The following is a 24964-nucleotide window of genomic DNA, read 5'->3' as shown; positions in this document are numbered from 1 at the left end:
GGGGGAGGGGTTGGGGGAGAGGCTGTTATTCAAACTCCGCATCACTGTTCAGTACCTTTGCTGTCGGCTCGGCGGCTGTCTGTGCTTCGCTATCGGCCGGTTGTTCCGGGTTCTCGGCATTTCCGGCATCTATCAGCATCGGCACTTGCGCATCATGCATCCGCTGTTCCTCCAGCTTGGCTGTATAGCGGCTGACACTCAGTATCATGCCGATGTAGGCACAGTTGATGAAAGTGGATGTACCACCCTTGCTGATGAGTGGAAGCGGTTGTCCCGTGACGGGTGCCAGACCTACGGCAACCATCATGTTGAACAGCGCCTGCGTGACGAGCAGCAAGGCTATTCCGGTAATGAGGAAAGCGGGGAAAGTGCGGTCGCATTTTTTGGCGATACGGCCCACTCGCACCAATAGGCAGACATAAAGGAACACAACGACTATTCCGCCTACCAGTCCCAGTTCCTCGATGATGATGGCATAGATGAAATCGGAGAATGCCTGGCTCAGAAAGTCACGCTGTACGGAGTTTCCCGGACCCTTGCCTACAACGTTGCTCGTAGCTACGGCAATACGGGCATGTGCCACTTGCCCGTCGCCGTCGATGTCGAATTTGGCGGCAGGAACTTCCTCCTTGTTGGTAAAGTCTGCAATACGGGATTTTACAGTGGTGAAGCGGTGCCCCATCGGTATATTTTCCAATGTCTTGTCTGGCGTGGCCAGCAGGAAGGCGACAAAGACTGTTACGAATGCCACAATCCCTCCTCCCAGTATCAGCAGTTTCCTGGCAGATACCCGCCCGATGAACATCATCAGGTAGACCGTTCCGAAGAGCAGCATTCCCGTCGAGTAGTTTTCCGGCAGGATAAGGCCACAGACAATGCAGGTAATAATCATGATGCGCTTAAAGGCTTTCGGACTTGCACCGTCTTCATCCTGCCCTTTCGAGAGGATAAAGGCGGTAACGATGACGACGGCCATCTTCGCTATTTCCGACGGCTGGAACTGAATACCCATGAAGGTCATCCAGCGGGCTGCGCCGTTTACGCGGTCGCCGGTAATGAATCCCATCAGCATCACAAAAGCCAGCAGTCCGATGGATATCGGAAGCAGGAATACCGGGAACACCTGAAACCATTTATAGGGGATGTTGTGTACCAGTACTACAATGACGGCGCCTACCATCAGGAGGATGCTGTGTTGCGTAATCGGTCCCCAATGGTCGCCACTCTTGTAGGTCAGCGTACTGGCAGCACTGAATACCTCTGTGATGGAGATGAGGCAAAGGAAAAGGAAAATAATCCAAATCACTTTATCGCCTTTGAATATGCTCTTTAATAAATCCAATGCTTCGCAAATTAAAAATTAATAATTAAAGAATTAAAAGTTGCCGTTCTTGTTACGGAATTCGTAATAGGACTGTTACGGCATCTGTATCTTATAGTGCTCTGACACATGCTTTGAACTGATCGCCGCGGTCCTCATAGCTCTTGAAGAGGTCGAAGGAGGCACAGCAAGGACTGAGCAACACGGTTTCACCTTTCTTTGCCAGCTTGAAGGCTGCTTCTACGGCATCCTGCATGCCGGTCTGCACGTCGGCTACGGGCAGTCCCAGACGGTCGAAGAAGGCGTGCAGCTTTTCGTTGTGCAATCCCAAATAGACCAGGGCAGAGCACTTTTCGCGTACGAGGTCTTCGATTTCCGTGTAATCGTTTCCTTTGTCTTTACCGCCGAGGATAAGTACGGTTTTGCCGGTCATGCTTTGTAGGGCATACCAGCAGGAATTTACGTTCGTAGCCTTGGAATCGTTGATGAAGCTCACGCCGCGTACGGTGGCTACTTTCTCCAACCGGTGTTCCACTCCCTTGAAGTCGGACAAGGCTTTGCGGATATATTCTTTCCGGATGCCGGCCAAATTGGCCGAGATGCCGGCGGCTAACGAATTGTATAGGTTGTGTGTGCCGTGCAGCGCCAGCTCCTCTTGCTCCATATTGAAGGCTATCGGTTCGTTGATTTCCACTTCACCGTCTTCCACGTATGCGATGGCCCCGTCTTCCTTCACGGCAGCGAACGGGTAGAGATGGGCGCGCAGGCCATGCTTGTCCAGCTCGCGCTTGATGATGGGGTCGTCGTTCCAGAAGATAAAAGCGTCTTCCGGTGTCTGGTTTTGGGTGATGCGGAATTTGGCGTCCACATATTTCTGCATACAGTGGTCGTAACGGTCCAAGTGGTCTGGTGTGATGTTCATCAGTACGGCAATGTTGGCACGGAAGTTATACATATTGTCCAGCTGGAAGGAACTCAGCTCAATGACGTAGTAATCATGCTGCTCCGTGGCTACCTGCAAGGCCAGGCTGTTGCCGATGTTGCCGGCGAGGCCGACGTTCAGGCCTGCACTCTTGAAGATGTGATAAATGAGCGAGGTGGTTGTAGTCTTTCCGTTCGAGCCGGTGATACAGACCATCTTTGCGTCAGTGTACCGTCCCGCAAACTCTATCTCAGAGATGATGGGCGTACCTTTTTCCTTTAATTTCATAATGAGCGGAGCGTCGTTGGGAATACCGGGGCTTTTCACTACTTCGTCAGCATTCAGAATCAGCTCTTCTGTGTGGTGTCCCTCTTCCCAGGCAATGCCGTATTTATCCAGCAGTTCCTTGTATTTGTCTTTGATGGCGGACATGTCGGAGACGAACGTGTCGAATCCTTTCACTTTGGCCAGTACGGCAGCGCCTGCGCCGCTTTCGCCAGCTCCTAATACTACAATTCTACTCATACTTTTTTAATTAAGAATGATGAATGAAGAATCGCTATGCAGCGAGATGATGTACAGCTAAATTCTTCATTCTTCATTCTTAGTTCTTCATTTGTTTGTTATCTAATTTTTAATGTTATAATCGTTATCGCTGCCAATACAATCGTCACAATCCAGAAGCGGATGGTGATTTTGGATTCGTGGAACAGCTTGTCCGGTTTGGTGAATACTACGCTGCATCCCGGCTCTATCAGGCTCATGGAAGTGCGGAAGTGGTCGTGTATCGGTGTTCTTTTGAAGAGACGTTGTTTCACGCCTTTCCGCTTGCCTGCCTTGTAGTAGAGGCGTTGCAGGATGACCGAAAGGTTCTCCACCAGGAAGATACCGCAAAGGATGGGTATCAGCAGTTCCTTGTGAATAATGATGGCGTATACTGCGATGATTCCTCCAATGGTCAGACTGCCCGTATCGCCCATGAATACCTGGGCCGGATAGGCATTGTACCACAAGAAGCCGATAAGTGCACCGATGAAGGCACAGATAAAGATTACCAGTTCTTCCGAGCCGGGAATGTACATGATATTCAGGTAGCCGGCATATTCAATGTGGCTCGATACGTAGGCGAGTATTCCCAAGGTCAGTCCGATAATGGCAGAGTTCCCTGCCGCCATTCCGTCCATTCCGTCATTCAGGTTGGCTCCGTTGCTGACGGCGGTAACTACGAAAATCGTGATAATCACAAACAGTATCCAACCTGCTGTCTGGGCATGTTCACCCATGAAGCCCACTAGGTCGGCATAGTCGAAGTTGTTGCTCTTGAAGAATGGGATGGTGGTCTGTGTTGCCTTGATTTCCTTGGCGGCATGCACCACTTCTATCTGTCCGTCCGGTTTCTCTATTTCTATGTTCTCGCGGATAACCACCTGCGGACTGAGGTAGAGAGTCAGTCCGACGATAAGTCCCAAGCCTACCTGACCGATGATTTTGAACTTACCGTGCAGGCCTTCCTTGTCCTTCTTGAATATCTTGATGTAGTCGTCGGCAAAGCCCAGCGACCCCAGCCAGATTGTGGTAATCAGCATCAATATCATATAAATATTGCTCAATTTGCCCAGTAGTAGGCAAGGAATGAGTATGGCAAAAATAATGATGACACCGCCCATGCTGGGTACTCCCACCTTGTTTACGCCGAACGGGTCGATGCTGGCATCACGTTGCGTTTCAGTAATCTGCTTGCGTTTCAGTAGATTGATGAACTTATCTCCCCAGATACTCGAAATGAGCAATGCCAGAATGATTGCCATCAACGAACGGAAGGATGTATAGCCAAACATGCCCGCACCGGGGAAGTCATATTTGTCTAACCATTGAAATAAATAGTATAACATGATGTTAATTATTTAATTGTTTAATGTGCTAATGTGCCAATATGCTAATTGATAGTCTGGTATATCTGCTGGTAAAGGAATGAATATCCTACATGACGCATGGCAATTAGCACATTGGCATATCAGCACATTATTTCATTTAATATCTCTTTGTCGTCAAAATGGTGTTTCACGCCTTTAATCTCCTGATAATTCTCATGCCCCTTGCCTGCAACGAGAATCACGTCTCCCGGCTGTGCCAGCATGCAGGCTGTCTTGATGGCTTCGCGGCGGTCGGTGATGCTGATGGTTTTCTGCATGTCGTCTTTATCCAGTCCCGCCAGCATGTCGTTGATGATGTCCTGCGGCTCTTCAAAGCGCGGGTTATCGGAGGTGATGATGACCCGGTCGCTCAAGCGGGCGGATTCTTTGGCCATGATGGGACGCTTGCCTTTGTCGCGGTTGCCGCCGGCGCCCACAACGGTAATCACTTTCCCTTTTCCTTCCAGCACTCCGTGAATGGCGTTCAATACATTGACCAGGGCGTCTGGAGTATGCGCATAGTCCACAATGGCGGTGTAGCCTTTCGGTGAACGGATGGCATCGAAGCGGCCGGTTACCGGATGCAGCGTGCTGAGGGCAACCAGTACATCCTCTTCTTTCTTGCCAAGCAATACGGCAGTACCGAATACCGCCAGCAGGTTGTAGGCATTGAACTTTCCGATGAAACGTACTGCCAGTTCGTGATTGTTGAAGTCGAGCAACATTCCCTCGAAATGAGACTCCAAGACTTTGCCTTTGAAGTCGCTAAGACTACGCAAAGAGTAGGTGTATACCTTCGAACGGGTATTCTGCGTCATCACAAGTCCGTTCTTGTCATCCAGGTTGGTCAGGCTGAAAGCTCCTTTTGGCAGTTCGTCGAAGAACTTTTTCTTGGCTTTGAGGTAGTTCTCCACCGTTTTATGATAATCCAGATGGTCGCGGGTCAGATTAGTGAAAATACCGCCGGCAAACTTCAGACCGCTGATGCGCTTCTGGGCAATGGAATGGGAACTGACTTCCATGAAGGCATACTTGCAGCCGGAATCTGCCATTTCTCCGAGCAGGCGGTTCAGGGTTATCGGGTCCGGGGTGGTGTGTTCGGTCGGTACGGGCAGGTCGTCGATGTAATTGCATACAGTGGAAACCAGTCCGACCTTGTAGCCGAAATAGCGGAAAGTATTATATAATAAGGTGGCAACGGTTGTTTTTCCGTTGGTTCCGGTCACGCCGATGAGTTCCATCTTGGATGTAGGGTCACCATAGAAAGTGGTAGCCACTTTCCCTACGGCATCTTCACTGTCTTTCACCTGAATGTAGGTGATGCCGGCCTTAAGCTCTTCCGGCAATTCTTCACACAATACTGCAACAGCCCCTTTATCGATGGCAGCCGGAATATAGGCATGCCCGTCGGTCTGCGTACCACGCATGGCCATGAACAGATGTCCGGTTCCTATCAGGCGGGAATCTATATTCACCCCCGTTATCTCCATGCTTGTACTTCCGGTAATCCGGACCGGCTGTATTGTTTGCAACAAATCACTTAATCTCATACCTTATTATATATAGTGTATATCCAAATCTTGTTTATTCTCATGTTAACGTAGTGTCAGGGCTATGGTTTGTCCTTTCACTATCCGGCTACCGCTTGCTATGGACTGGTTCCTCACCCGTCCTACGCCGTTTAGCCTTACTTTCAGTCCTTTACTCTCTAAAAGGTAGACAGCATCTTTCGCTCCCATACCTACCACGCTGGGCACGGTGCCCGAGGCCGGTTCCTGGTCTTGCAGGATGACTGCCGACGGAGCAGCTTGTGTATGTCCCCACTGTTCCTTTTTCTTTTGTCCAGAGAACTGTTTCTGAACGGGCACTTTCAAATCATTCAGTACAAGGAGTGCTTCGTTCATCTCTCCGGCTTTCACGGGAGGAATCACATTGGTGGTACTGTCTATGGCACTGCGTATGTCAAAACGCAGGTCTTTGGCATAAACTCTTTCTGCTATTTTCCCGAAGACACTACCTGCCATCAGACCGCCTGAAGCTGGTAACCCAGGCTTCTGGATGGAAACGATGCAACTGTATTTGGGTGCTTCCGAGGGGAAATATCCGCAGAAACTTACAAGGTAGTTCACCCGTCCCGACTTATATCCGGCGGCTCCTTGTGAAATCTGTGCCGTACCCGTCTTGCCCGATACAGAGAACTGCTTGCTGCCGGCGGGTTTTGCCAATCCTTGCGATACCACTTTCCGAAGGATTTCGCGGATTTGTGTCAGGGTATGGTCGGAGCATATCTTGGGATTGATTACTTCCGTAGGATATTCTTTCACTACCTCACCGTCCTTTACCGCTGCTTTCACAAATTTGGGGCGTACCATGACCCCGTTGTTGGCTATGGCATTGTAGAAGGTCAGTATGTTTATGGGAGGTACCTGGGTTTCGTAACCGATACTCATCCACGGCAAAGTCGTTTTGGCAAAATAACGCTCTTTGGGTCCTTTGATGTTGGGCTTCCCTTCACCGGGTATTTGCAGATGAAGCGGTTGGTCGATGCTCATGCGCTTCAAACCGTCCACGAACTTCTGCGGATTATCCTTGTAGTGCTTGTCGATGAGGTAGGAGACACCCACATTGGAAGAAACTTCCAGAATACGTGTCACATCTATCTTTCCGTAACCTCCCCGGTGCCAGTTGTGGTCCCTCATCTTGCTGCCGTACATATTCATAATACCGTTGCCCGTGTCTACCTCGGTATCTGGGGTTATCTTGCCATCTTCCAGTGCCACCATAATGGAGGCTGTCTTGAAGGTGGAGCCCGGTTCCAACATATCGCTGATGGCATTACTGTTCATTTCGTAGTAATTGCCGTCTCCGGCTTTCATCATGTTGACAATGGCCTTTACTTCTCCGGTAGCCACTTCCATCAGTACGGCTACCCCGACGTTGGCATTGATTTCCTTCAACTTGTCCACCAGGGCTTTTTCGCAGATGTCCTGCATGCCTACGTCGAGGGTGGATATGATGTCACAACCGTCTACCGGGGGAAGGTCTACGATATTCAGGTATTTATTCATCACCTTCTGACGGTGGGTAATACCGTTCCGTCCTTTCAGCAGGGTGTCGAAGGCCAGTTCAATGCCGTTACGGGCTCCCATGGCTGTATCGGCATAGAGACGGCCCAGGGTTTGGGCTGCCAAAGAACCGAACGGCTTTTTACGCTGGTTGTATATCTGTTCGTGGAACCCGCCTCTGTACTTGTTCATCTTGAATACGGGTAACCGCTTGGCTTCCTTATACTGAATGTAAGAGATGCGCCGGTTGCGGTTGGGAAGAATGTTGTAGTTCCGGCTCTTCATCTCCCGCCCCTTGCGCAGATGGCTTTTGAAGGTGGCGGCACTGATGTCCGGAAAAATCTGATGAAGCCCGATACAGATGGAATCGAAATTGGCTTTCCAGATAGAATCCTTGCGCTGCTGGTCCTTTTTGCGGCGCTTCTCGTCCCTTTCGCCGGACATGAAGTCCATATATATTTTATATTCCGGCAGCGAACTTGCCATCAGTTTGCCATCCGAGGACAGGATATTTCCCCGGTTGGGCTTCACCGTTACATTCTCTTTTACGAAGCGGTCGGCTACATCGTGCCAGTACTGTCGCTCGGCAAACATAATCATGGCGCCTTTCACAACAATAGCTATCCCCACCAACCCCATGAGTAGGACGACGAAGAAGTAACGGGTCATTATGTTTTTTTTATTTACAGCCAATGTTATTTACGATTTAACGATTTACGATGTACTATTGAAATTACTTTAATCCTCAATTCTCCATTATTTTAGTAAGTACGGTGGATTAGTGGAAGTCTGCAAATCGCTTTCTTTGGTGGCGATGTATTCCTCGATGCGCGATTGGCGGCTCCGCTCCATCAATTCCGAACTGCGTGTCAGGGCATCGTACTTGATGTCTATCAGCTCTTTTTTAAGATTGTCTATCTCTATCAGTTGCAGTTGGCATTCGTAACGGTTGTTGATGTAAATAATGATAAGCACCATGATAAGGAACAACAATCCGGCTTGGCGGCGGAAGAAGTCTGTGGCCAGAATGTCGCCTCCGATGATGTTCTTCAGTGAGGTGCGTTTTTTCACCTTTTCCGTATTCTTTTCTTCTTGCTTCTTTTCCATTGCTAGTCACTAATCATTCATTACTCTTTCTGCAATTCTCAGCTTGGCGCTGCGCGAACGCGGATTGCGCTCTATCTCTTCCTCGTCCGGTACAATCACTTTGTTGTTGACTAGCCGGAACGGGGTCAATACGTTCCCGAAAAAATCTTTTTCGGCCTTGCCTTCCACGTTGCCGGTTTTCATGATATTCTTCACCATACGGTCTTCCAGGGAGTGATAGGTTATCACCACCAGGCGGCCTCCCGGCTTTAGCGCTTCTGTTGCCGCATACAGCATTTCTTTCAGTGCTTCCATTTCCTGGTTTACCTCAATGCGCAATGCCTGGAATACTTTTGCCAGTTCTTTCTTCTCGCGTTCGCGGCCGAAGAGTGGTTTGACGATTTCCAGAAATTCGCCGATGGTGGCAATTCTCTGCGTAGCCCGTGCCTTAACGATGACAGATGCCAGTTTCCGGCTGTTCTTCAGCTCGCCGTACAGATAAAAAATATCGGCCAGCTTTTCTTCTTCGTAGGTATTCACGATGTCGGCAGCGGTTAGGCCGGCACGCTTGTTCATACGCATATCCAGTGCCCCGTCGAAGCGGAAGGAGAATCCCCGTTCGCTGTCATCAAAGTGATGGGAAGATACGCCGAGGTCGGCAAGTATGGCATCCACTTTTTCGATGCCGTGATAGCGTAGGAAGTTGTGCAGGTAGCGGAAGTTGCTGCGTACGAATGTAAAATGCGGGTTGTTCACAATGTTACGTTCCGCATCCTCGTCCTGGTCGAAGCTCAGCAGCCGGCCGCCGTCTTCCAGGCGGGACAGTATCTCGCGCGAATGTCCTCCTCCACCAAACGTTACGTCTACATACGTGCCGTCCGGACGGATGTTCATTGCATCTACGCTCGGCATCAGCAATACGGGGATGTGATATGTTGTTTCTTCTTTCATCATCTGTTGTTTATAGCTTATTTTCGTCACAACAAATATTTTCGTCTCCCAGCAGTTCTTCAAGAGCCTCGCTGAACTCGTCGGGGTTCATGAATGGTTGGTCGGCACGTTCCTTAGCCCAGATTTCTATTGTGTTGTCCACACCAATGAAGCGGACATCACTTTGTATACCCGCCATTTGCAGGTAACGTTTTGGGAGCAGGATGCGTCCGTTCCCGTCAGGGGTTATGACTTCCGCGTCACTTACGAACTGGCGGAAAATCATTTGTTGTTTGGCGTTCCATTTATTCAGCCGGCAGCGAAGTTGGTTTTGAGTGGCAAACCATACACTTTCCGGGTAGAGCACCAGGCAATCCTGATACACGTCCTTACGCAACACGAGTCTTTCTTCAGAAGCGGCTTGCAGCTGTTTCCGGAAGGTGGCCGGGATGAAAACTCTTCCTTTTGCATCCGCCTTAGCCTCGATATTACCTAAAAATTGTATCATTTCTCACCTTATTATAATAAGCGACGGTAAAAATACACATTTCCCCACAATTCCCCACAATCTTTTAACTAAAATCTTAGGAAGAAGTTTTCAACACCTTGTTGATAGCTTATTCATTTGATAATGAAGCTGCTTTTGAAACGCTTTGCTGGTGGGGGATTCGTGTAGTCTCTTTTGAAAAGATTCGGTTGAGGATGACGGTCTTTGGTTTGAAAGTCGCTTGTTGGTGGAATGGTGTCTTGGGTGGGAAACTTCTTTCCCAGCTTTGCGGATATCTAAACCAAGACTTGGTTTCTCTATCCCCAGGCTTGGTTTGGAAAAACCAAAGTTTGGGATAAAGCTCTTTCTTAACTCTTTCTTGTTTTAGTATTAACTTCTGAAACTTTTTTTGTTAACTTCCCGTCTATTTTGTGAACGTTACTACTTACCGGAAGATGATGGGAGGGAGGAGTGATAATATTCCCCCTGGAGTGGTTGATTATTACATTCATCCACAGAATCCAGGGGGGATAAATGTTTTTTTACTGTATGCTGTTCAGCAAGTCTAGCTTGCCCTCGTTCACCAGTTTTAGAATGAGTTCGCCAAACAATGTGTTTTGCCATGCAAACCAGGCGCGGGTGAACTTGGCGGGATTGTCTTTGTGGAAAGACTCGTGCATAAAGCCGGTTCCGGCTTCTGTATCCATCAACATCTTCACGCAAGTTTTAATCTCTTCATCGTTCTGGCTTGTGAAGGCTTTCATCATGATGCTCATCGGCCAAATCATGTCGTAGCCGATGTGCGGACCTCCAATGCCTTCGCCTGCCGTACCTTTGAAGAAGTATGGGTTATCCTCGCTCCATACGAAACGACGGGTGTTCTGGTAAATAGGATCGTTGATGTCCACATCGCCCAGATAGGGCAGTGCGATAAGGCTCGGTACATTGGCGTCGTCCATCAGAAGGTGGTTGCCGAAACCGTCTACCTCGAAGGCATAGATGGTGCCGTATTTGGGATGGTTGTAGGTAGCGTATTTTCGTAGGGCGGTTTCTACTTCTCCGGCCAGGTCGGTACATTCTTTTGCAAGCTCCGGGCGGTTATTGACTTCAGTCAGAATCTCGGCTGCCTTACGCAGCGAAGATACGGCGAAGAAGTTGGAGGGTATCAGGTATTGGAAGGTGGTGGCGTCATCGGAAGGGCGGAAAGAAGATGCAATCAGTCCGACCGGTTTCACCGGATTGCCCCAGCCGTCGTTGGTCATCGTGTCCAGTGCGCGTTCAGTTACCCGCTGGAAATGGTAGGAACCGCGTCCGTCACGGCGCTGTTGGTCGCGGAAGGTGGTCAGGATGTTTTGGATTGCTTTTATCCACTCGGCATCGAAGATGCTTGTATCACCGGTCGTTTTCCAGTAATGGTAGGCAAGGCGTAGCGGATAACACAGTGAATCGATTTCCCATTTACGCTCGTGCACCTCGTCGTTCATGTCGGTAAGGTCGGTTTTCCAGTGTCCGTCGGGGATGGGGCCGTCGTTGAAGGCGTTGGCAAACGGGTCTACATTAATCAGCTTGAATTGGCGGTTGATGACTCCTGCAAGCATCGTCTTCAGTTCCTTGTCTTCATTGGCCAGCTGTACGTAGGGCCACACCTGCGCACCTGAGTCGCGGAGCCACATGGCATGGATATCTCCGGTGTAGACAAATGTGTCGGGCTTCCCGTCTTTCTTGTCCTTGCGGAAATGGACGGTGGTGTCCAGCGTGTTGGGAAAGCAGTTAGTGAACATCCATGACAGCTTCTGATTTTTCAGCAGCTGCTGTATCCGTTGAATTTGTTCTTCTACGGCTTTGGAACAGAACAGTCGTTTTGATTCTACCGGTCGGTTGTCTTTCTTGATAGCGTCGGAGGCGCATACGTGGTTACTCATGGCCGGCTGTACGGCAAAAATGGCAGGAGTAGCCATTGTCATTGCTGCAAATGTGCAGGCTGTAATGATTGTCTGTTTCTTCATGTTGTTTATTAATTACTCGGTTTTTCTTTAAGTATCTTGGTTTGTGTCCCATGATTGCCCAAAGATAAGCATATTTACTTTTTTATCCGGCCAATTAATAAACAATTCTTAGGTTGCCGTATTCTCTTATCTGAAATCTTTCAGTTCCTGTTGCAGTTTCTGGCGGGTAAAGAAGATGCGGCTCTTTACTGTTCCAAGTGGGAGGTTCAGCTTTTCTGCGATTTCACGGTACTTGAAACCGGAGACATGCATGGAGAAAGGTATCTTGTACTCACGTGGCAAGGCATTGACAATGCGGTGCATTTCCTTCAGGTCGTAGGCGCCTTCTGTACTGTCGAGTGTGAGGTCATGCGGCGTGTTCAGATGATAGAGATTGTCTGTGGTATCTACAAATGTCTGGTCACGTACCACTTTACGGTAATTGTTGATGAAAATATTACGCATGATGGTATATATCCATCCTTTAAAGTTGGTATCAGGTGTGTACTTCTCTTCATTGTCCAGAGCTTTCAGGGATGTCTCTTGAAGCAGGTCGTTGGCCTCTTCGCGGTCGGAGGTTAATTTATATGCAAAGCGTAATAAGTCGTTTTGAACTCCGAGTAGGTCTTGGGTAAATGTTCTATTATTCATAATGGATGTTTTTTAAATTATTGTTCGTTTTATTGATGATGCAAAGCTACGGATGATTTCTCTTTTTGATAGACGGAAATCAAACTCTCTTTGGGGTAAAATCTAACAATTGGCAGTTTTCGGGTGGCTTTGGTTAGCTTTCAGTGCCTCGGATAGGTGGAAAAGTGGGATGTAGCCAGAGATTGCTATCCTGATTTTTGTAAATAATATTGTCGCAAAGCGTAACGGCTTGAATGAGTTTGTGTACGAAATACAAGGGGCGAGACCATGAAAGGCAGACGCGGGATTGTCCCGGCCTGCCTTTCTCTCTTTTGATACAACTAAAATCTGTACTCTTCTTAATTTATGGAAATCACTGGTTTTATATGCTGAGTGCTTAAACAAAATCCTTCAAGTCTTGTTGTAGTTTTTGGCGGGTGAAGTAAATGCGGCTCTTTACCGTGCCTAAGGGCAACCCTAGCTTCTCTGCAATTTCGCGGTATTTGAAGCCGGAGACATGCATGGAGAAGGGAATCTTGTACTCCCGTGGAAGGGCGTTGACAATGCGGTGCATCTCTTTCAGGTCATATGCGCTTTCTGTGCTTTCAAAAGCGGCGTCGCGCGGCAGATTCAGGTGATAGAGATTGTCCGTGGTATCCACGAAAGTCTGGTCACGCACCACTTTGCGGTAATTGTTGATGAAGATATTGCGCATGATGGTGTATATCCATCCTTTGAAATTAGTATCGGGCGTATACTTCTCTTCGTTATCCAGAGCTTTCAGGGATGTTTCCTGCAAGAGGTCGTTGGCTTCTTCACGGTCGGAAGTAAGTTTGTATGCAAAACGCAATAAATCGTCTTGAACTCCGAGCAGGTCTTTTTTAAATGTTATATTGTTCATATGTGCTATGTTTTTTTTCGTTAATCTTGATATTGCAAGTTTACGGAAGTTTTCTCTTTCAGGCAGACGGATTTCAAACACACTTTAGGGGAAAAACTATCAATTGACAGTTTTTAGGTGCTATTTGATAGATTTCGGGTGCAGTTTTCTGTCATTTTTTTGCGATTAATTAAAAAGATGAGTTAATTTTGCGCATTCATTTCATCAAAAGAAGAATGGCTGACGACTCTTTATTTTTGATTGACATAGACAAGATACTTCGGGAAAAGGCTCCGAAGCAGTCTAAGTATATCCCCAAGTTCGTGGTTTCTTATTTGAAGCATATCGTTCATCAAGAGGAATTGAATGTCTTTTTGCGGGAGTCGAAAGATAAAGTCGGTGTAGATTTCCTGAAAGCTTGTCTGGAGTTCCTTGATGCCAATATTGTGGTAAAGGGGGAGGAAAATCTGCCTAAAGAAGGGCTTTATACTTTTGTGTCCAACCATCCCCTGGGTGGGCAGGATGGAGTGGCGTTGGGTTATGTCCTGGGCTCCTTTTATGGTGGCAAGGTGAAATATATGGTCAACGACCTGCTGATGAACCTGCACGGACTGGCGCCGCTTTGCATCCCCATCAACAAGACGGGAAAGCAGGCCAAAGACTTCCCGAGAATGGTGGAGGCGGGATTTGCTTCGGACAATCAGCTCATCATGTTTCCCGCAGGGCTTTGTTCGCGTAGGCAGAATGGGGTCATCCGTGACTTGGATTGGAAAAAGACCTTTATCGTGAAGAGTGTCGAAGCCCACCGTGATGTAGTTCCCATCCACTTCGAGGGGCGGAACTCCAACTTCTTTTATAATCTTGCCAATTTTTGTAAGATGTTGGGCATCAAGTTCAATATCGCCATGCTTTACCTGGCAGATGAAATGCTGAAGAATCGCCATAAAACATTTACCATCACCATAGGGAAGCCTATCCCCTGGCAAACTTTCGACAAATCGAAAAGCCCGGCCGGATGGGCGCAATATGTGAAGGATATTGTATATAAATTGTAGAGAGACCGTATTTATATAAAAGAAGAACTACTAACAGAGAAATATGGAAGATGTAATTGCACCGATAAGCAAGGAGCTGTTGAAAGCGGAGTTGACTGAGGAAAAGCGTCTGCGCATGACCAATAGAAGTCATAATCAGATATATATCATTACTGCCCAAGACTCTCCGAATACAATGAAGGAGATCGGCCGTTTGCGCGAGATTGCATTCCGTGCTGCAGGAGGAGGAACGGGCAAGTCTATGGATATTGATGAATATGACATCATGGACAACCCGTACAAGCAGTTGATTGTCTGGAATCCGGAAGCAGAAGAAATTTTGGGTGGATACCGTTATATCTTAGGTACGGATGTGCGTTTTGATGAACATGGCGCCCCTATTCTGGCAACTGCCCACATGTTCAACTTTTCGGATAAGTTTCTGAAGGACTATCTTCCTACGACCATCGAATTGGGACGTTCGTTCGTTACGTTGGAGTATCAGTCTACGCGTGCTGACAGCAAGGGGCTGTTCGCGTTGGATAATCTGTGGGATGGTTTGGGCGCACTGACCGTAGTCATGCCCAATGTGAAGTATTTCTTCGGAAAGGTGACTATGTATCCCAGCTATCATCGTCAGAGCCGTGATAAGATTCTTTATTTCCTTCGGAAACATTTTGCGGATAAGGACAACCTGATTACTCCGATGAAACCGTTGCTTCTGGAGTCGGACGAGAATGAATTGGATGCTCTATTCTGTAAAGACTCTTTTAAGGAAGACTATAAGATTTTGAATTGTGAAATCCGTAAGGCGGGGTACAATATTCCCCCGTTGGTGAATGCCTATATGAGTCTTAGCCCTACCATGCGTATGTTCGGTACAGCCATCAATTACGGTTTCGGAGATGTGGAGGAAACGGGCATCCTGATTGCCGTGGACGAGATTCTGGCAGAAAAGCGCATCCGCCACATCGAGTCGTTCATAGCGAGCGAACCGGAGTCGTGCAAGCTTACGTCGGGAGCAAATAAGGTTGTATCATAGGACTATCCGGAAGAATGCTTGTCGTCTGTTATACCGCTGGTAAGCTATTCCCGTTTATTTTCCTGTATAAATCGAGTGCAAATACATCCGTCATTCCGGAGATGTAATCCAATACCGCCTGTATTCTTTCATAGAGTGCAGGCGCTTTTATGTTGTACTGGCCCGATACGCGATTGATGAGCAGTTGCGAATATGCCTTTTCCGGAGAACACACGGCGTCAATCATCAGTTCGAGCAGGGTACTGATGATACGGAAACCGGCAAGTTCAATGTCCAGCACGTCGCGTGAGCGGTAAATCTTCTTCAGGGAGATGTCTGCACAGTGCTTGTAGGCATTGGCAGGTACTTCGGATATATGGTTGATGAGGCTTCCTTCAAATTCTCCTTTCAGAATCTTTTCTTCATTGTCTACAAAGGCCTGCACGCACTCGCCGATAAGCAGTCCGATAACGCTGGAACGCAGATAGGCTATTTGCTCATTGGTGTCGCTTACTATCTCCATGGTTTTGAGCCGGTGTGCTTGGCGCTCTTTCGAGAAATAAGAGAGAAGTAACTCTTTGGTTTCTTGTGTAGTCAGAATTTTTAGTTTATGGGCATCCTCGATATCCATCATCTGGTAGCAGATGTCATCGGCGGCTTCCACCAGGTAGACCAGCGGGTGGCGGGCATATTTCAACGGGGCATTGTTCTGCTTCTCCATACCCAGTTCTTCTGCTATGCGGCGAAAACTTTCTTCCTCTGTAATGAAGAAACCAAATTTTGACTTCTTGCCTGCGAGACTCGATGAAAAGGGATATTTCACGATGCTTGCCAGGGTGGAGTAGGTGAGTACAAATCCTCCCTGCCGCCTTCCCTCAAACTGGTGGGTAAGCAGACGGAACGCATTTGCATTCCCTTCAAAGTGAGTAAGGTCCTCCCATTGGGCAGGTGTCAGTTGGCCCTTCAGGGACATTCCTTTTCCCTCGGAAAAAAAGGTGGAAATAGCTCGTTCTCCCGAATGTCCGAAAGGAGGATTTCCCAAGTCGTGTGCCAGGCAGGCGGCCGAAACTATGGAGCCTATTTCGGTGAGGTAGCTGCCTTGCAGTTCCGGGTGGCGGGCAATGAGAACTTTCGATACATCGTTGCCTAATGAGCGGCCTACGCATGATACTTCCAAGCTGTGTGTCAATCGGTTGTGGACGAATACACTACCGGGAAGAGGGAATACCTGGGTTTTGTTCTGCAGACGGCGGAAGGGGGCAGAGAAGACAAGGCGGTCATAGTCACGTTGGAATTCCGAGCGGTTTTCATGGCGTTCCTGGTGAAACTCTTCCAGTCCGAAGCGTTTGGCAGATATGAGCGTATTCCAATTCATCATGATGTTATTTGAGATTTGACGATTTACTATTTACGATTGAAGTTACTATTATTTAACTGCAAATGTATCACTATTTTGTATAAAAAGCCGTATTTTCGCCCAAGTTTATAGTAAAAGGAAGATGAATTGCGAAACTTGAATTACTCGAATTGTAAGAATAGAAGTAGCCCCAATCGTAAATAGTAAATCGTCAAATCGTAAATAACATCATGTTGAACGTACAAATCATCAATAAATCAAAGCATCCGCTTCCGGCTTATGCCACTGAGCTGTCTGCAGGAATGGATATCCGTGCAAACCTTAATGAACCTATTTCGCTGGCTCCGATGCAGCGGTGTCTGGTGCCTACTGGCCTTTATATCGCTCTTCCTGAAGGATTTGAGGCGCAAGTGCGTCCGCGTAGCGGATTGGCCATTAAGAAGGGGATTACCGTGCTGAACTCCCCTGGAACGATTGATGCCGATTACCGTGGTGAAGTTTGTATTATTCTCGTCAACCTTTCTGCAGAAACCTTCGTCATCGAAGATGGGGAGAGGATTGCACAAATGGTGATAGCGCGTCACGAACAAGCTCTTTGGCAGGAAGTGGAAGTGCTGGATGAGACGGAGCGCGGTGCCGGTGGCTTCGGGCATACGGGTAAAAAATGAATGGATATTGTTCCGTTTTACGGGTTAAGAATTTATAATTAAATAGATGAGAATCAGAGTAAAAATAATACTTGCGTTGTTGATAGGTACCTTCTGCTTTACTACGTACGGAGTGCAGGCTGCCAATGTTCAAGCTTCTAAGGAGAAAATGAGCGGGTACGGTCGGTCTGAAAAGGCACGGAAGGAATTGAAGAAACGGAAGAAGTCGAAGAAAGCCGACGTTTCGCCCGTAAAGGAGCTTACCCCCGAACAGCAGCGCCGTTACGACTACTTCTTTCTTGAAGCCGCCCGTCTGAAAGTCCAGAAAGACTATGATGCGGCTTTCGATGTCCTGCAACATTGCCTGACGATAAACCCGAACGCATCATCGGCTTTGTATGAGATGGCCCAGTATTATATGTACCTCAAGCAGGTGCCGTTGGGACAAGCCGCGTTGGAAAAGGCGGTGGAGAATGCTCCCCATAATTACTGGTATGCCCAGGGACTTGCCAATCTGTATATGCAGCAAAACGAAACGGAGAAAGCCGCTGCCTTGTTGGAAAATATGGCGGTACGTTTCTCGGATAAGCTGGACCCGCTATACAACTTGCTGGAGATTTACAACCGCCAGGAAGAGTATGACAAAGTTATCGGTATACTGAACAAGCTCGAGGAACGGATGGGCAAGAATGAACAGCTCAGTATGGAGAAGTTCCGCATCTATCTGCAAAAGAAGGACGACAAGAGCGCCTTTCATGAAATAGAAAGTCTGGTAGAAGAGTATCCCAACGATATGCGCTATCAGGTTGTGCTGGGGGATGTCTATATGCAGAACGGGAAAAAGCAGGAAGCTTATGAGATTTACAAGAAGGTGCTGGCCGAAGAGCCGGACAATGCAATGGCCATGTACTCATTGGCTTCTTACTACGAAGAGACCGGACAGAAGGAGCTGTATGAACAGCAATTGGACACGCTGTTGCTGAACAAGAAAGTGGCTTCGGACACCAAACTGAATGTGATGCGGCAGTTCATCGTGCAGAATGAGCAGGCAGGCAAGGACAGTACACGTGTCATTACGCTCTTCAACCGCATCATGGAGCAGGAGCCCGATGAGGCGCAATTACCTTTGCTGTATGCCCAATATCTTCTTTCCAAAGGAATGAACAAGGAGGCAGGGCCGGTTCTGCGCCAGGTTCTGGCGATAGACCCTACCAACACAGCGGCTCGTATGACATTGCTGGGGGAAGCTGTGCGCCAGGAGGATTACAAGGAAATAATGAATTTGTGCGAAGCCGGTGTGGAGTCCAATCCCGATATGTTGGAGTTCTATTTCTATCTGGCCATTGCCTACAACCAGGCGGAACGGACGGATGATGCCCTTGCCATCTGTCAAAAGGCTTTGTCGCATGTCAAGGACGACAGCAAGAAGGAGGTCGTATCAGATTTTTATGCCATTATCGGTGATGCTTATCACACCAAGAATCTGCATGTGGAAGCTTATGCGGCTTATGATTCCGCTTTGGTGTACAATCCTTCAAACATCGGTGCCTTGAATAACTACGCATATTATCTTTCCGTGGAGCGCCGCGACTTGGACAAGGCGGAAGAGATGAGCTACAAGACAGTGAAAGCCGAGCCGAACAATTCCACCTATCTCGATACATATGCATGGATATTGTTTGTTAAAGGTAATTATGCCGAGGCGCGTCTCTACATAGATGAGGCGATAAAGAATGATAAAGATAGCAGTGACGTGGTCTTGGAACATTGCGGAGATATCTATTACATGACTGGCGATGCGGAAGGTGCCTTGAAATACTGGAAGCAAGCCTGGGATAAGGGCAATCGCTCTGATACGTTGAAACAGAAAATACAAAAAAAGAAATATATATCAGATGAAACTAAACCTGCTGAATGATATGGCAAGGACGTGCCGCCTATTGTCCTTGCTGTTGTTGCTGGCTGTGGGGCTTGCCGGTTGCAAGACTTCGCGTCACTCAAGTCCTCTGTCCGGAGAATCTGCCTGCCTTTCCTCCAAAGTGCAGCTGACGGTACCCCATAAAGATGCCACCCTTACTGTGAACGGTACGATGAAGTTGAAGAAGGAAGAATGCATGCAGATTTCCTTTCTGATGCCGATACTTCGTACGGAGGTGGCACGTATGGAAGTCACCCCGGATGAGATTCTGTTGGTAGACCGTATGGGAAAACGTTATGTCCGTGCAACACGTAAGGAACTGAAGGATGTGTTGCCCAAGAAGGCGGATTTTGCCCATTTGGAGAAACTGCTTTATGCTGCTTCCAAACCCAATGGCAAGAAGGTGCTTACCGGCAAGGAACTCGGGATACCCTCTCTGGAAAAGGGAAAGATTGAACTTTCCAACTTCTCGGATAAGCCTTTTGCCCTGACTCCTACCCAGCTCTCACAGAAATATAAAGAGGTGGAGCTGGAAGAACTGCTGGAAATGCTGATGGACCTTTGATTAGTTGATAATTGTCAGATAATCCCTCATAACTTATAACTCATAACTTATGAAGCTTCTCCTTCTCTTCTTTCTCCTCCTTTTGCCGGTTTCTCCGCTCCTTGCCCAGTCCAACAAGCTGATTAAGGAACTGGAAAGCAAGCGTGGTGCCTTGCAGAAACAGATAGCAGAGTCGGAAACGCTGTTGATAACCACCAAGAAGGATGTGGGAAGCCAGTTGAACGGTCTTGCTGCACTGACCGGACAGATAGAAGAGCGCAAACGCTATATTCTGACTATCAATAATGATGTGGAATCCATAGAGCGCGAGTTGTCTTCATTAGAACGTCAGTTGACCCGCCTGCAACGTGACCTAAGGGACAAGAAGAAGAAATACGAATCGTCCGTTCAATATTTGTATAAGAACCGCTCCATTGAAGAGAAGCTGATGTTCATTTTCTCTGCCAAGAGCCTGGCACAGACCTATCGACGCATGCGCTATGTACGTGAATATGCTACTTATCAGCGCCTGCAAGGCGAGGAAGTGTTGAAAAAGCAGGAGCAGGTGAACCGTAAGAAGACTGAGCTTCAGCAAGTGAAGGTTGCCAAAGAAGGATTGTTGAAAGAACGTGAAGAGGAGAAAGTCAAGCTGGAAGCGCAGGAGAAGGAACAAAAGTTGTTGGTAGCCAATCTGAAAAAGAAACAGCGGGGATTGCAGAACGAACTGAATAAGAAACGCCGTGAAGCCAATCAGCTCAATGCACGCATTGACCGTCTGATAGCGGAAGAAATAGAGAAAGCGCGTAAGCGTGCGGCAGAAGAAGCGCGCCGTGAGGCAGCCGCACGTAAAAAGGCTGGTGAAAAAACCGAAAAAACGGCAACTGCCTCTACGCCCGCAAAGCCGAAGGCACAGCCTTTGGAAACTTACTCCATGAGTAAGGCAGACCGTGAATTATCAGGGAACTTTGCTAATAATCGCGGTAAGTTGCCGATGCCCATCACCGGCGCGTATATCATTACCAGCCATTACGGCCAGTATTCTGTGGAAGGTTTGCGCAATGTCAAGCTGGACAATAAGGGCATTGATATACAAGGGAAACCGGGTGCCCAAGCCCGTGCCATCTTCAATGGTAAAGTGGCGGCTGTCTTTAAACTGAACGGACTGTTCAATATCCTTGTCCGTCACGGGAATTATATATCAGTCTATTGCAACTTGTCATCGGCCTCGGTGAAGCAGGGCGATGATGTCACCACCAAACAGCCCCTCGGACAAATCTTCTCGGATGGGGCCGACAATGGCCGTACGGTGCTACACTTCCAATTGAGGAAAGAGAAGGAAAAACTGAATCCGGAGCCGTGGCTGAACAGATAATGATAATTTAAATTTTTACTCCTTCCAGCAACTCCAGATACATCCCTATCGCCTCCTCTATCTCCTTGACAAAGATAAATTCATCGGCAGTGTGTGAACGGGCACTTTTCCCCGGCCCCATCTTTAGAGAAGGGAACGGCATCAGTGCCTGGTCGGACAAGGTCGGTGAGCCGAAAGGAGTACGTTTCATGGCAATGGCCTTTTGCACTACCGGATGCTCCGGAGCTACGTGTGAAGAGCTTAGCCGGAAGGAGCGGGCTTTGGCTTCACACGTGATGTGTTTCTGTATTTCATCGAATAGCTCCTGATTGCTATAACACTCGTTGCTGCGAATGTCTACGACAAAAGTACAACGGTCGGGAATGACGTTATGCTGTGTACCGGCGTTTACCATGGTTACGCTCATTTTCACGGGACCCAACAGGGAAGATTCTTTTGGAAAACGGTAATCACGAAACCAGGCAATATCATCCAATACCTTATATATAGCATTATCTCCCTCGTTTCGGGCAGCATGTCCCGATTTTCCGGTAGCAGTTACGTCCAGCACCATCAATCCTTTTTCTGCAATGGCAGGTTGCATCTCTGTCGGCTCGCCTACAATGGCAAACTGTATGGGAGGGAGTTCCGGCAATACGCATTCTATTCCCCCCTTGCCTGATACTTCTTCCTCACACGAGGCAAGATATATCAGATTGTAGGCCTGAGTGGTGCGGCACAATGTCAGGAATACTTGCAGCAGGCTGACTACACTGGCTCCGGCATCGTTGCTGCCCAGCCCGTAGAGCTTTCCATTACTTTCCAGCGTTGGTTTGAAAGGATCTTTCCGCCACCCGTTGACGGGTTTTACGGTGTCGATATGGGAATTCAGCAGCAAGGTCGGTTTCTTTAGGTCGAACATCGGGCTGAGGCACCATACATTGTTGCCTTTACGTCCTGTTGCCATGCCTTGCATTTCGATATAGTTCTGCAGATAATCTGCCGCCTTCTCCTCGTCGCGGCTCAAGGAAGGAATGGCTATCAGTGATTTGAGCAATCCGATTGCTTCGGAAGTTAAAGTCGGTATATCGTAAATCATATTCGGTAAATAAATAATCTGGCCGCAAACTTACGGATAAAAAATGAAAAGGACGCCAAACCGACGTCCTTTCTGTTTTTTCAATATTGTTTAGAAGAAGCAACTGAGTGATATCATCAAGTTGCGGTTTTTGTTGCCTGAATCTTTAATGTTCTCTACCAGTCCCCAGTCATAACCGATGGAAATCTGATATTTCTGACTGAATTCGACTCCGGCTTTTAATCCGAGACCGAAATCAAAACGCTTCATGGCATCATCCCCGAATACATTGGTGGAGTTATCATCAAACTCATATTCGTCAAGAATATCTCCTTCTGCCTTGGCTTTGCCAAAAAGACCGATGGCTAAATAAGGACCGGCATTGCCGAATATGGCAAAGTTCTCATTCACTGCATATTTATAGCCAATGTGTACAGGAATTTCCAGGTAGTAGGGATTGAACTTGATAGAAGCAGCAGAGCCTCCGTCTATTTTGGCTCCTTTCAGCGTAAGTAATGCACCCATATCGAGGTAGACTCCTTCTGAAATTTGAGGCAATCCTACTTCAGCCTTTACCCCAGCATGAAAGCCTATTTTACTGTCGAAACCGGTAATGGAGAAGTTACTGGAGTTCATGCCGACTGTTGCTCCCCATCTGAGGTTGTCTTGAGCATTGATGCTTGCTAAACCTATGGTCAGCATAGCCATTAAAAGCAATACTTTTTTCATGTTCATTGAATTTGATTTAGTTTGTATATCACCACAAATATATATATATTTAATATATTTCTATTGTTTTAATGGTAAAGAAAGTATCTTTTGTGGATAATTTGCTAACGGATGGTCGGATACTTTAAAGGTAAAGTTTGAATAATTACCCGCTAATATCGAATTAGTTTCAAATGAAACCACTACCTTTGTACCGTATTTACCAATATCAAAAGTTATGACTTATCATCATTTATCTGTCCTGGTGCATCGCCAGGCAGAGAAGTATGGAGACAAAATAGCCCTGAAATACAGGGACTATGAAACTGCACAATGGATACCCATCTCTTGGAAAGAGTTCTCACAGACTGTACGCCGGACTGCCAATGCAATGGTGGCTTTGGGAATAGAGCCACAAGAGAATATCGGTATCTTCTCGCAGAATAAACCCGAATGTCTCTTTACTGATTTCGGTGCATTCGCCAACCGGGCGGTGACTATACCTTTGTATGCTACCAGCTCACCGGCCCAGGCACAGTATATCATCAACGATGCACAGATACGTTATCTGTTTGTAGGCGAGCAGTTCCAGTACGATGCCGCTTTCAGCGTGTTCGGATTTTGCCAGTCTCTGCAGCAGCTCATCATCTTCGACCGTGCTGTGGTGAAAGATCCGCGCGACATGACTTCCATCTATTTTGATGAATTTATGGCAATGGATGAAGAGTTGCAGCACAATGCCATTGTAGAAGAACGTACAGCAGCTGCCTCAGATGATGACCTCGCCAATATCCTTTATACTTCCGGTACTACCGGTGAGCCGAAAGGTGTCATGCTCCATCATTTCAATTATAGAGAGGCTTTCCGCATTCATGATATCCGATTGCCTTTCATGACAGACCGGGATGTTTCCATGAACTTCCTTCCGCTGACCCATGTATTCGAAAAGGCATGGACCTACCTTTGTATACACCGGGGGGTGCAGGTCTGCATCAATCTCCGTCCACAAGATATCCAAACTACTATTAAAGAGATACGCCCTACACTGATGTGCAGTGTACCCCGTTTTTGGGAGAAAGTCTATGCCGGTGTGCAGGAGAAGATTTCCCAGGAAACCGGTCTGCGTAAAGCGATGATGTTGGATGCCATCAAGGTGGGCAGGACGCATAACATTGATTATTTGCGCCAAGGAAAGACTCCTCCGATGATGCTTCATCTGAAATACAAGTTCTACGAAAAGACCATTTATGCTCTGCTGAAGAAGACGATAGGTATTGAGAACGGTAATTTCTTCCCTACGGCAGGTGCTGCTGTGCCCGATGAAATCTGCGAGTTTGTGCATTCTGTAGGTATAAACATGGTGGTGGGCTATGGTCTGACGGAATCTACGGCTACCGTTTCCTGCTTCCTCAACGAAGGCTATGAGATTGGTTCCGTAGGTACGGTGATGCCTGATGTGGAGGTGAAGATTGGCGAGAACAACGAGATACTTCTTCGTGGTAAGACTATCACTACCGGCTATTACAAGAAACCGGAGGCAACGGCTGCTGCCATCGACCGTAACGGTTGGTTCCACACGGGTGATGCCGGTTATTTGAAGGATAGCCATCTGTATCTGACGGAGCGTATCAAAGACTTGTTCAAGACCTCCAACGGAAAATACATTTCGCCGCAGGCATTGGAAACGAAGCTGGCTATTGACCGTTACATTGACCAGATTGCTGTCATTGCCGATGAGCGTAAGTTTGTTTCCGCTTTGATAGTTCCCGTTTATGGCTTTGTGAAGGATTATGCCAAGGAGAAAGGCATTGCATACAACAATATGGATGAGTTACTGCAACATTCCAAGATACAAGCGTTGTTCCGTGCCCGTATCGATACCTTGCAGCAACAGTTCGCCCATTACGAGCAAGTGAAGCGCTTCACGCTTCTGCCGGAACCATTCAGCATGGAGCGTGGGGAACTGACGAATACGCTGAAGCTGAAACGTTCTATTGTGGCAAAGAACTACAAGGAGCTGATTGATAAGATGTACGAAGAATAAAACTTTGTTTTTTTGTTTATAACCGTCCGACTTGGGGTGAATC

General features: G+C 47.6%; 21 protein-coding genes. 7 read left to right on the top strand and 14 right to left on the bottom strand.

Annotated elements, in window-relative coordinates; genetic code table 11:
- Positions 1 to 25 precede the first annotated feature (25 nt).
- From DWZ03_RS01280 to DWZ03_RS01225, 11 genes are all read right to left on the bottom strand, one after another.
- A complete protein-coding gene (locus tag DWZ03_RS01280) occupies positions 26 to 1342 on the bottom strand; it encodes an FtsW/RodA/SpoVE family cell cycle protein (RefSeq protein ID WP_005834555.1) in 1317 nt (438 codons plus the stop codon).
- A gap of 91 nt (positions 1343 to 1433) precedes the next feature.
- Positions 1434 to 2768, bottom strand: a complete 1335-nt coding sequence (gene murD, locus DWZ03_RS01275; protein WP_057097762.1) for a UDP-N-acetylmuramoyl-L-alanine--D-glutamate ligase — start codon at positions 2766 to 2768, stop codon at positions 1434 to 1436.
- A 98-nt stretch (positions 2769 to 2866) separates the two neighbouring features.
- Complete coding sequence (gene mraY, locus DWZ03_RS01270) at positions 2867 to 4135, bottom strand: phospho-N-acetylmuramoyl-pentapeptide-transferase (RefSeq protein ID WP_005830392.1); 1269 nt, start codon at positions 4133 to 4135, stop codon at positions 2867 to 2869.
- 122 nt (positions 4136 to 4257) lie between these two features.
- Positions 4258 to 5706 carry a UDP-N-acetylmuramoyl-L-alanyl-D-glutamate--2,6-diaminopimelate ligase gene (locus DWZ03_RS01265; protein WP_009037699.1) on the bottom strand — a complete coding sequence of 483 codons (1449 nt, stop codon included), beginning with the start codon at positions 5704 to 5706 and terminating at the stop codon, positions 4258 to 4260.
- 45 nt (positions 5707 to 5751) lie between these two features.
- The gene (locus tag DWZ03_RS01260; RefSeq protein ID WP_061411071.1) at positions 5752 to 7890 is read right to left on the bottom strand and encodes a penicillin-binding protein; all 2139 of its coding nucleotides are present in this window, start codon (positions 7888 to 7890) and stop codon (positions 5752 to 5754) included.
- A gap of 87 nt (positions 7891 to 7977) precedes the next feature.
- Positions 7978 to 8328 (bottom strand): FtsL-like putative cell division protein, encoded by a 351-nt coding sequence (locus DWZ03_RS01255; RefSeq protein WP_005830386.1) that lies wholly within the window; start codon positions 8326 to 8328, stop codon positions 7978 to 7980.
- A 9-nt stretch (positions 8329 to 8337) separates the two neighbouring features.
- Complete coding sequence (gene rsmH, locus DWZ03_RS01250) at positions 8338 to 9258, bottom strand: 16S rRNA (cytosine(1402)-N(4))-methyltransferase RsmH (RefSeq protein WP_008662693.1); 921 nt, start codon at positions 9256 to 9258, stop codon at positions 8338 to 8340.
- Positions 9259 to 9268: 10 nt separating this feature from the next.
- Positions 9269 to 9745, bottom strand: a complete 477-nt coding sequence (gene mraZ, locus DWZ03_RS01245) for a division/cell wall cluster transcriptional repressor MraZ (RefSeq protein ID WP_120128534.1) — start codon at positions 9743 to 9745, stop codon at positions 9269 to 9271.
- A 521-nt stretch (positions 9746 to 10266) separates the two neighbouring features.
- The gene (locus DWZ03_RS01235; RefSeq protein ID WP_243634938.1) at positions 10267 to 11688 is read right to left on the bottom strand and encodes a glycoside hydrolase family 125 protein; all 1422 of its coding nucleotides are present in this window, start codon (positions 11686 to 11688) and stop codon (positions 10267 to 10269) included.
- A gap of 168 nt (positions 11689 to 11856) precedes the next feature.
- On the bottom strand, positions 11857 to 12360 hold the full coding sequence (locus tag DWZ03_RS01230) for an RNA polymerase sigma factor (RefSeq protein ID WP_005830374.1): 504 nt from the start codon (positions 12358 to 12360) through the stop codon (positions 11857 to 11859).
- 376 nt (positions 12361 to 12736) lie between these two features.
- Positions 12737 to 13240 carry an RNA polymerase sigma factor gene (locus DWZ03_RS01225; protein ID WP_008662699.1) on the bottom strand — a complete coding sequence of 168 codons (504 nt, stop codon included), beginning with the start codon at positions 13238 to 13240 and terminating at the stop codon, positions 12737 to 12739.
- Between the two features lie 215 nt (positions 13241 to 13455).
- On the opposite strand from DWZ03_RS01225, the gene DWZ03_RS01220 reads away from it, so the two are divergent.
- On the top strand, positions 13456 to 14274 hold the full coding sequence (locus tag DWZ03_RS01220; RefSeq protein WP_005830371.1) for a 1-acyl-sn-glycerol-3-phosphate acyltransferase: 819 nt from the start codon (positions 13456 to 13458) through the stop codon (positions 14272 to 14274).
- A 43-nt stretch (positions 14275 to 14317) separates the two neighbouring features.
- Positions 14318 to 15295, top strand: coding sequence for a GNAT family N-acetyltransferase (locus DWZ03_RS01215; RefSeq protein ID WP_008662703.1), 978 nt, complete (start codon positions 14318 to 14320; stop codon positions 15293 to 15295).
- 28 nt (positions 15296 to 15323) lie between these two features.
- Here DWZ03_RS01215 and DWZ03_RS01210 read toward each other — a convergent pair whose 3' ends face one another.
- Positions 15324 to 16652, bottom strand: coding sequence for a deoxyguanosinetriphosphate triphosphohydrolase (locus tag DWZ03_RS01210; RefSeq protein WP_044468530.1), 1329 nt, complete (start codon positions 16650 to 16652; stop codon positions 15324 to 15326).
- Between the two features lie 212 nt (positions 16653 to 16864).
- Here DWZ03_RS01210 and dut point away from each other — a divergent pair, with 212 nt between their 5' ends.
- Genes dut through DWZ03_RS01190 form a run of 4 tightly spaced genes read left to right on the top strand, consistent with a single transcriptional unit; the run spans position 16865 to position 21112 of the window.
- A complete protein-coding gene (dut, locus tag DWZ03_RS01205) occupies positions 16865 to 17299 on the top strand; it encodes a dUTP diphosphatase (protein ID WP_025831605.1) in 435 nt (144 codons plus the stop codon).
- A gap of 46 nt (positions 17300 to 17345) precedes the next feature.
- The gene (locus DWZ03_RS01200; protein ID WP_117600214.1) at positions 17346 to 19196 is read left to right on the top strand and encodes a tetratricopeptide repeat protein; all 1851 of its coding nucleotides are present in this window, start codon (positions 17346 to 17348) and stop codon (positions 19194 to 19196) included.
- Positions 19174 to 19761, top strand: coding sequence for a DUF4292 domain-containing protein (locus DWZ03_RS01195; protein WP_057086959.1), 588 nt, complete (start codon positions 19174 to 19176; stop codon positions 19759 to 19761). Before DWZ03_RS01200 ends, DWZ03_RS01195 begins: the two co-directional genes overlap by 23 nt.
- A 49-nt stretch (positions 19762 to 19810) precedes the next feature.
- Positions 19811 to 21112, top strand: coding sequence for a murein hydrolase activator EnvC family protein (locus tag DWZ03_RS01190; protein WP_044468528.1), 1302 nt, complete (start codon positions 19811 to 19813; stop codon positions 21110 to 21112).
- A gap of 7 nt (positions 21113 to 21119) precedes the next feature.
- Here DWZ03_RS01190 and DWZ03_RS01185 read toward each other — a convergent pair whose 3' ends face one another.
- A complete protein-coding gene (locus tag DWZ03_RS01185; protein ID WP_005830364.1) occupies positions 21120 to 22190 on the bottom strand; it encodes a M20 family metallo-hydrolase in 1071 nt (356 codons plus the stop codon).
- Positions 22191 to 22280: 90 nt separating this feature from the next.
- Positions 22281 to 22898 (bottom strand): porin family protein, encoded by a 618-nt coding sequence (locus tag DWZ03_RS01180; protein ID WP_005834577.1) that lies wholly within the window; start codon positions 22896 to 22898, stop codon positions 22281 to 22283.
- 217 nt (positions 22899 to 23115) lie between these two features.
- Here DWZ03_RS01180 and DWZ03_RS01175 point away from each other — a divergent pair, with 217 nt between their 5' ends.
- Entirely contained in the window at positions 23116 to 24921 is a 1806-nt protein-coding gene (locus DWZ03_RS01175) for an AMP-dependent synthetase/ligase (RefSeq protein WP_120128528.1), read from the top strand.
- The last annotated feature ends 43 nt before the right edge of the window (positions 24922 to 24964 follow it).

Origin of the sequence: Bacteroides sp. AF29-11 (assembly GCF_003602895.1) — a bacterium.
In the GTDB taxonomy this organism is placed as follows: Bacteria; Bacteroidota; Bacteroidia; order Bacteroidales; family Bacteroidaceae; genus Bacteroides; species Bacteroides uniformis.
This window is presented reverse-complemented; position numbering and strand designations above follow the sequence as displayed.

Coding starts and splice junctions, on each gene's coding strand:
- murD (WP_057097762.1), bottom strand. CDS start 2,768: ATGAGTAGAATTGTAGTATTAGGAGCTGGCGAAAGCGGCGCAGGCGCT.
- mraY (WP_005830392.1), bottom strand. CDS start 4,135: ATGTTATACTATTTATTTCAATGGTTAGACAAATATGACTTCCCCGGT.
- DWZ03_RS01265 (WP_009037699.1), bottom strand. CDS start 5,706: ATGAGATTAAGTGATTTGTTGCAAACAATACAGCCGGTCCGGATTACC.
- DWZ03_RS01260 (WP_061411071.1), bottom strand. CDS start 7,890: ATGACCCGTTACTTCTTCGTCGTCCTACTCATGGGGTTGGTGGGGATA.
- DWZ03_RS01255 (WP_005830386.1), bottom strand. CDS start 8,328: ATGGAAAAGAAGCAAGAAGAAAAGAATACGGAAAAGGTGAAAAAACGC.
- rsmH (WP_008662693.1), bottom strand. CDS start 9,258: ATGAAAGAAGAAACAACATATCACATCCCCGTATTGCTGATGCCGAGC.
- mraZ (WP_120128534.1), bottom strand. CDS start 9,745: ATGATACAATTTTTAGGTAATATCGAGGCTAAGGCGGATGCAAAAGGA.
- DWZ03_RS01235 (WP_243634938.1), bottom strand. CDS start 11,688: ATGACAATGGCTACTCCTGCCATTTTTGCCGTACAGCCGGCCATGAGT.
- DWZ03_RS01230 (WP_005830374.1), bottom strand. CDS start 12,360: ATGAATAATAGAACATTTACCCAAGACCTACTCGGAGTTCAAAACGAC.
- DWZ03_RS01225 (WP_008662699.1), bottom strand. CDS start 13,240: ATGAACAATATAACATTTAAAAAAGACCTGCTCGGAGTTCAAGACGAT.
- DWZ03_RS01220 (WP_005830371.1), top strand. CDS start 13,456: ATGGCTGACGACTCTTTATTTTTGATTGACATAGACAAGATACTTCGG.
- DWZ03_RS01215 (WP_008662703.1), top strand. CDS start 14,318: ATGGAAGATGTAATTGCACCGATAAGCAAGGAGCTGTTGAAAGCGGAG.
- DWZ03_RS01210 (WP_044468530.1), bottom strand. CDS start 16,652: ATGATGAATTGGAATACGCTCATATCTGCCAAACGCTTCGGACTGGAA.
- DWZ03_RS01200 (WP_117600214.1), top strand. CDS start 17,346: ATGAGAATCAGAGTAAAAATAATACTTGCGTTGTTGATAGGTACCTTC.
- DWZ03_RS01195 (WP_057086959.1), top strand. CDS start 19,174: ATGAAACTAAACCTGCTGAATGATATGGCAAGGACGTGCCGCCTATTG.
- DWZ03_RS01190 (WP_044468528.1), top strand. CDS start 19,811: ATGAAGCTTCTCCTTCTCTTCTTTCTCCTCCTTTTGCCGGTTTCTCCG.
- DWZ03_RS01185 (WP_005830364.1), bottom strand. CDS start 22,190: ATGATTTACGATATACCGACTTTAACTTCCGAAGCAATCGGATTGCTC.
- DWZ03_RS01180 (WP_005834577.1), bottom strand. CDS start 22,898: ATGAAAAAAGTATTGCTTTTAATGGCTATGCTGACCATAGGTTTAGCA.
- DWZ03_RS01175 (WP_120128528.1), top strand. CDS start 23,116: ATGACTTATCATCATTTATCTGTCCTGGTGCATCGCCAGGCAGAGAAG.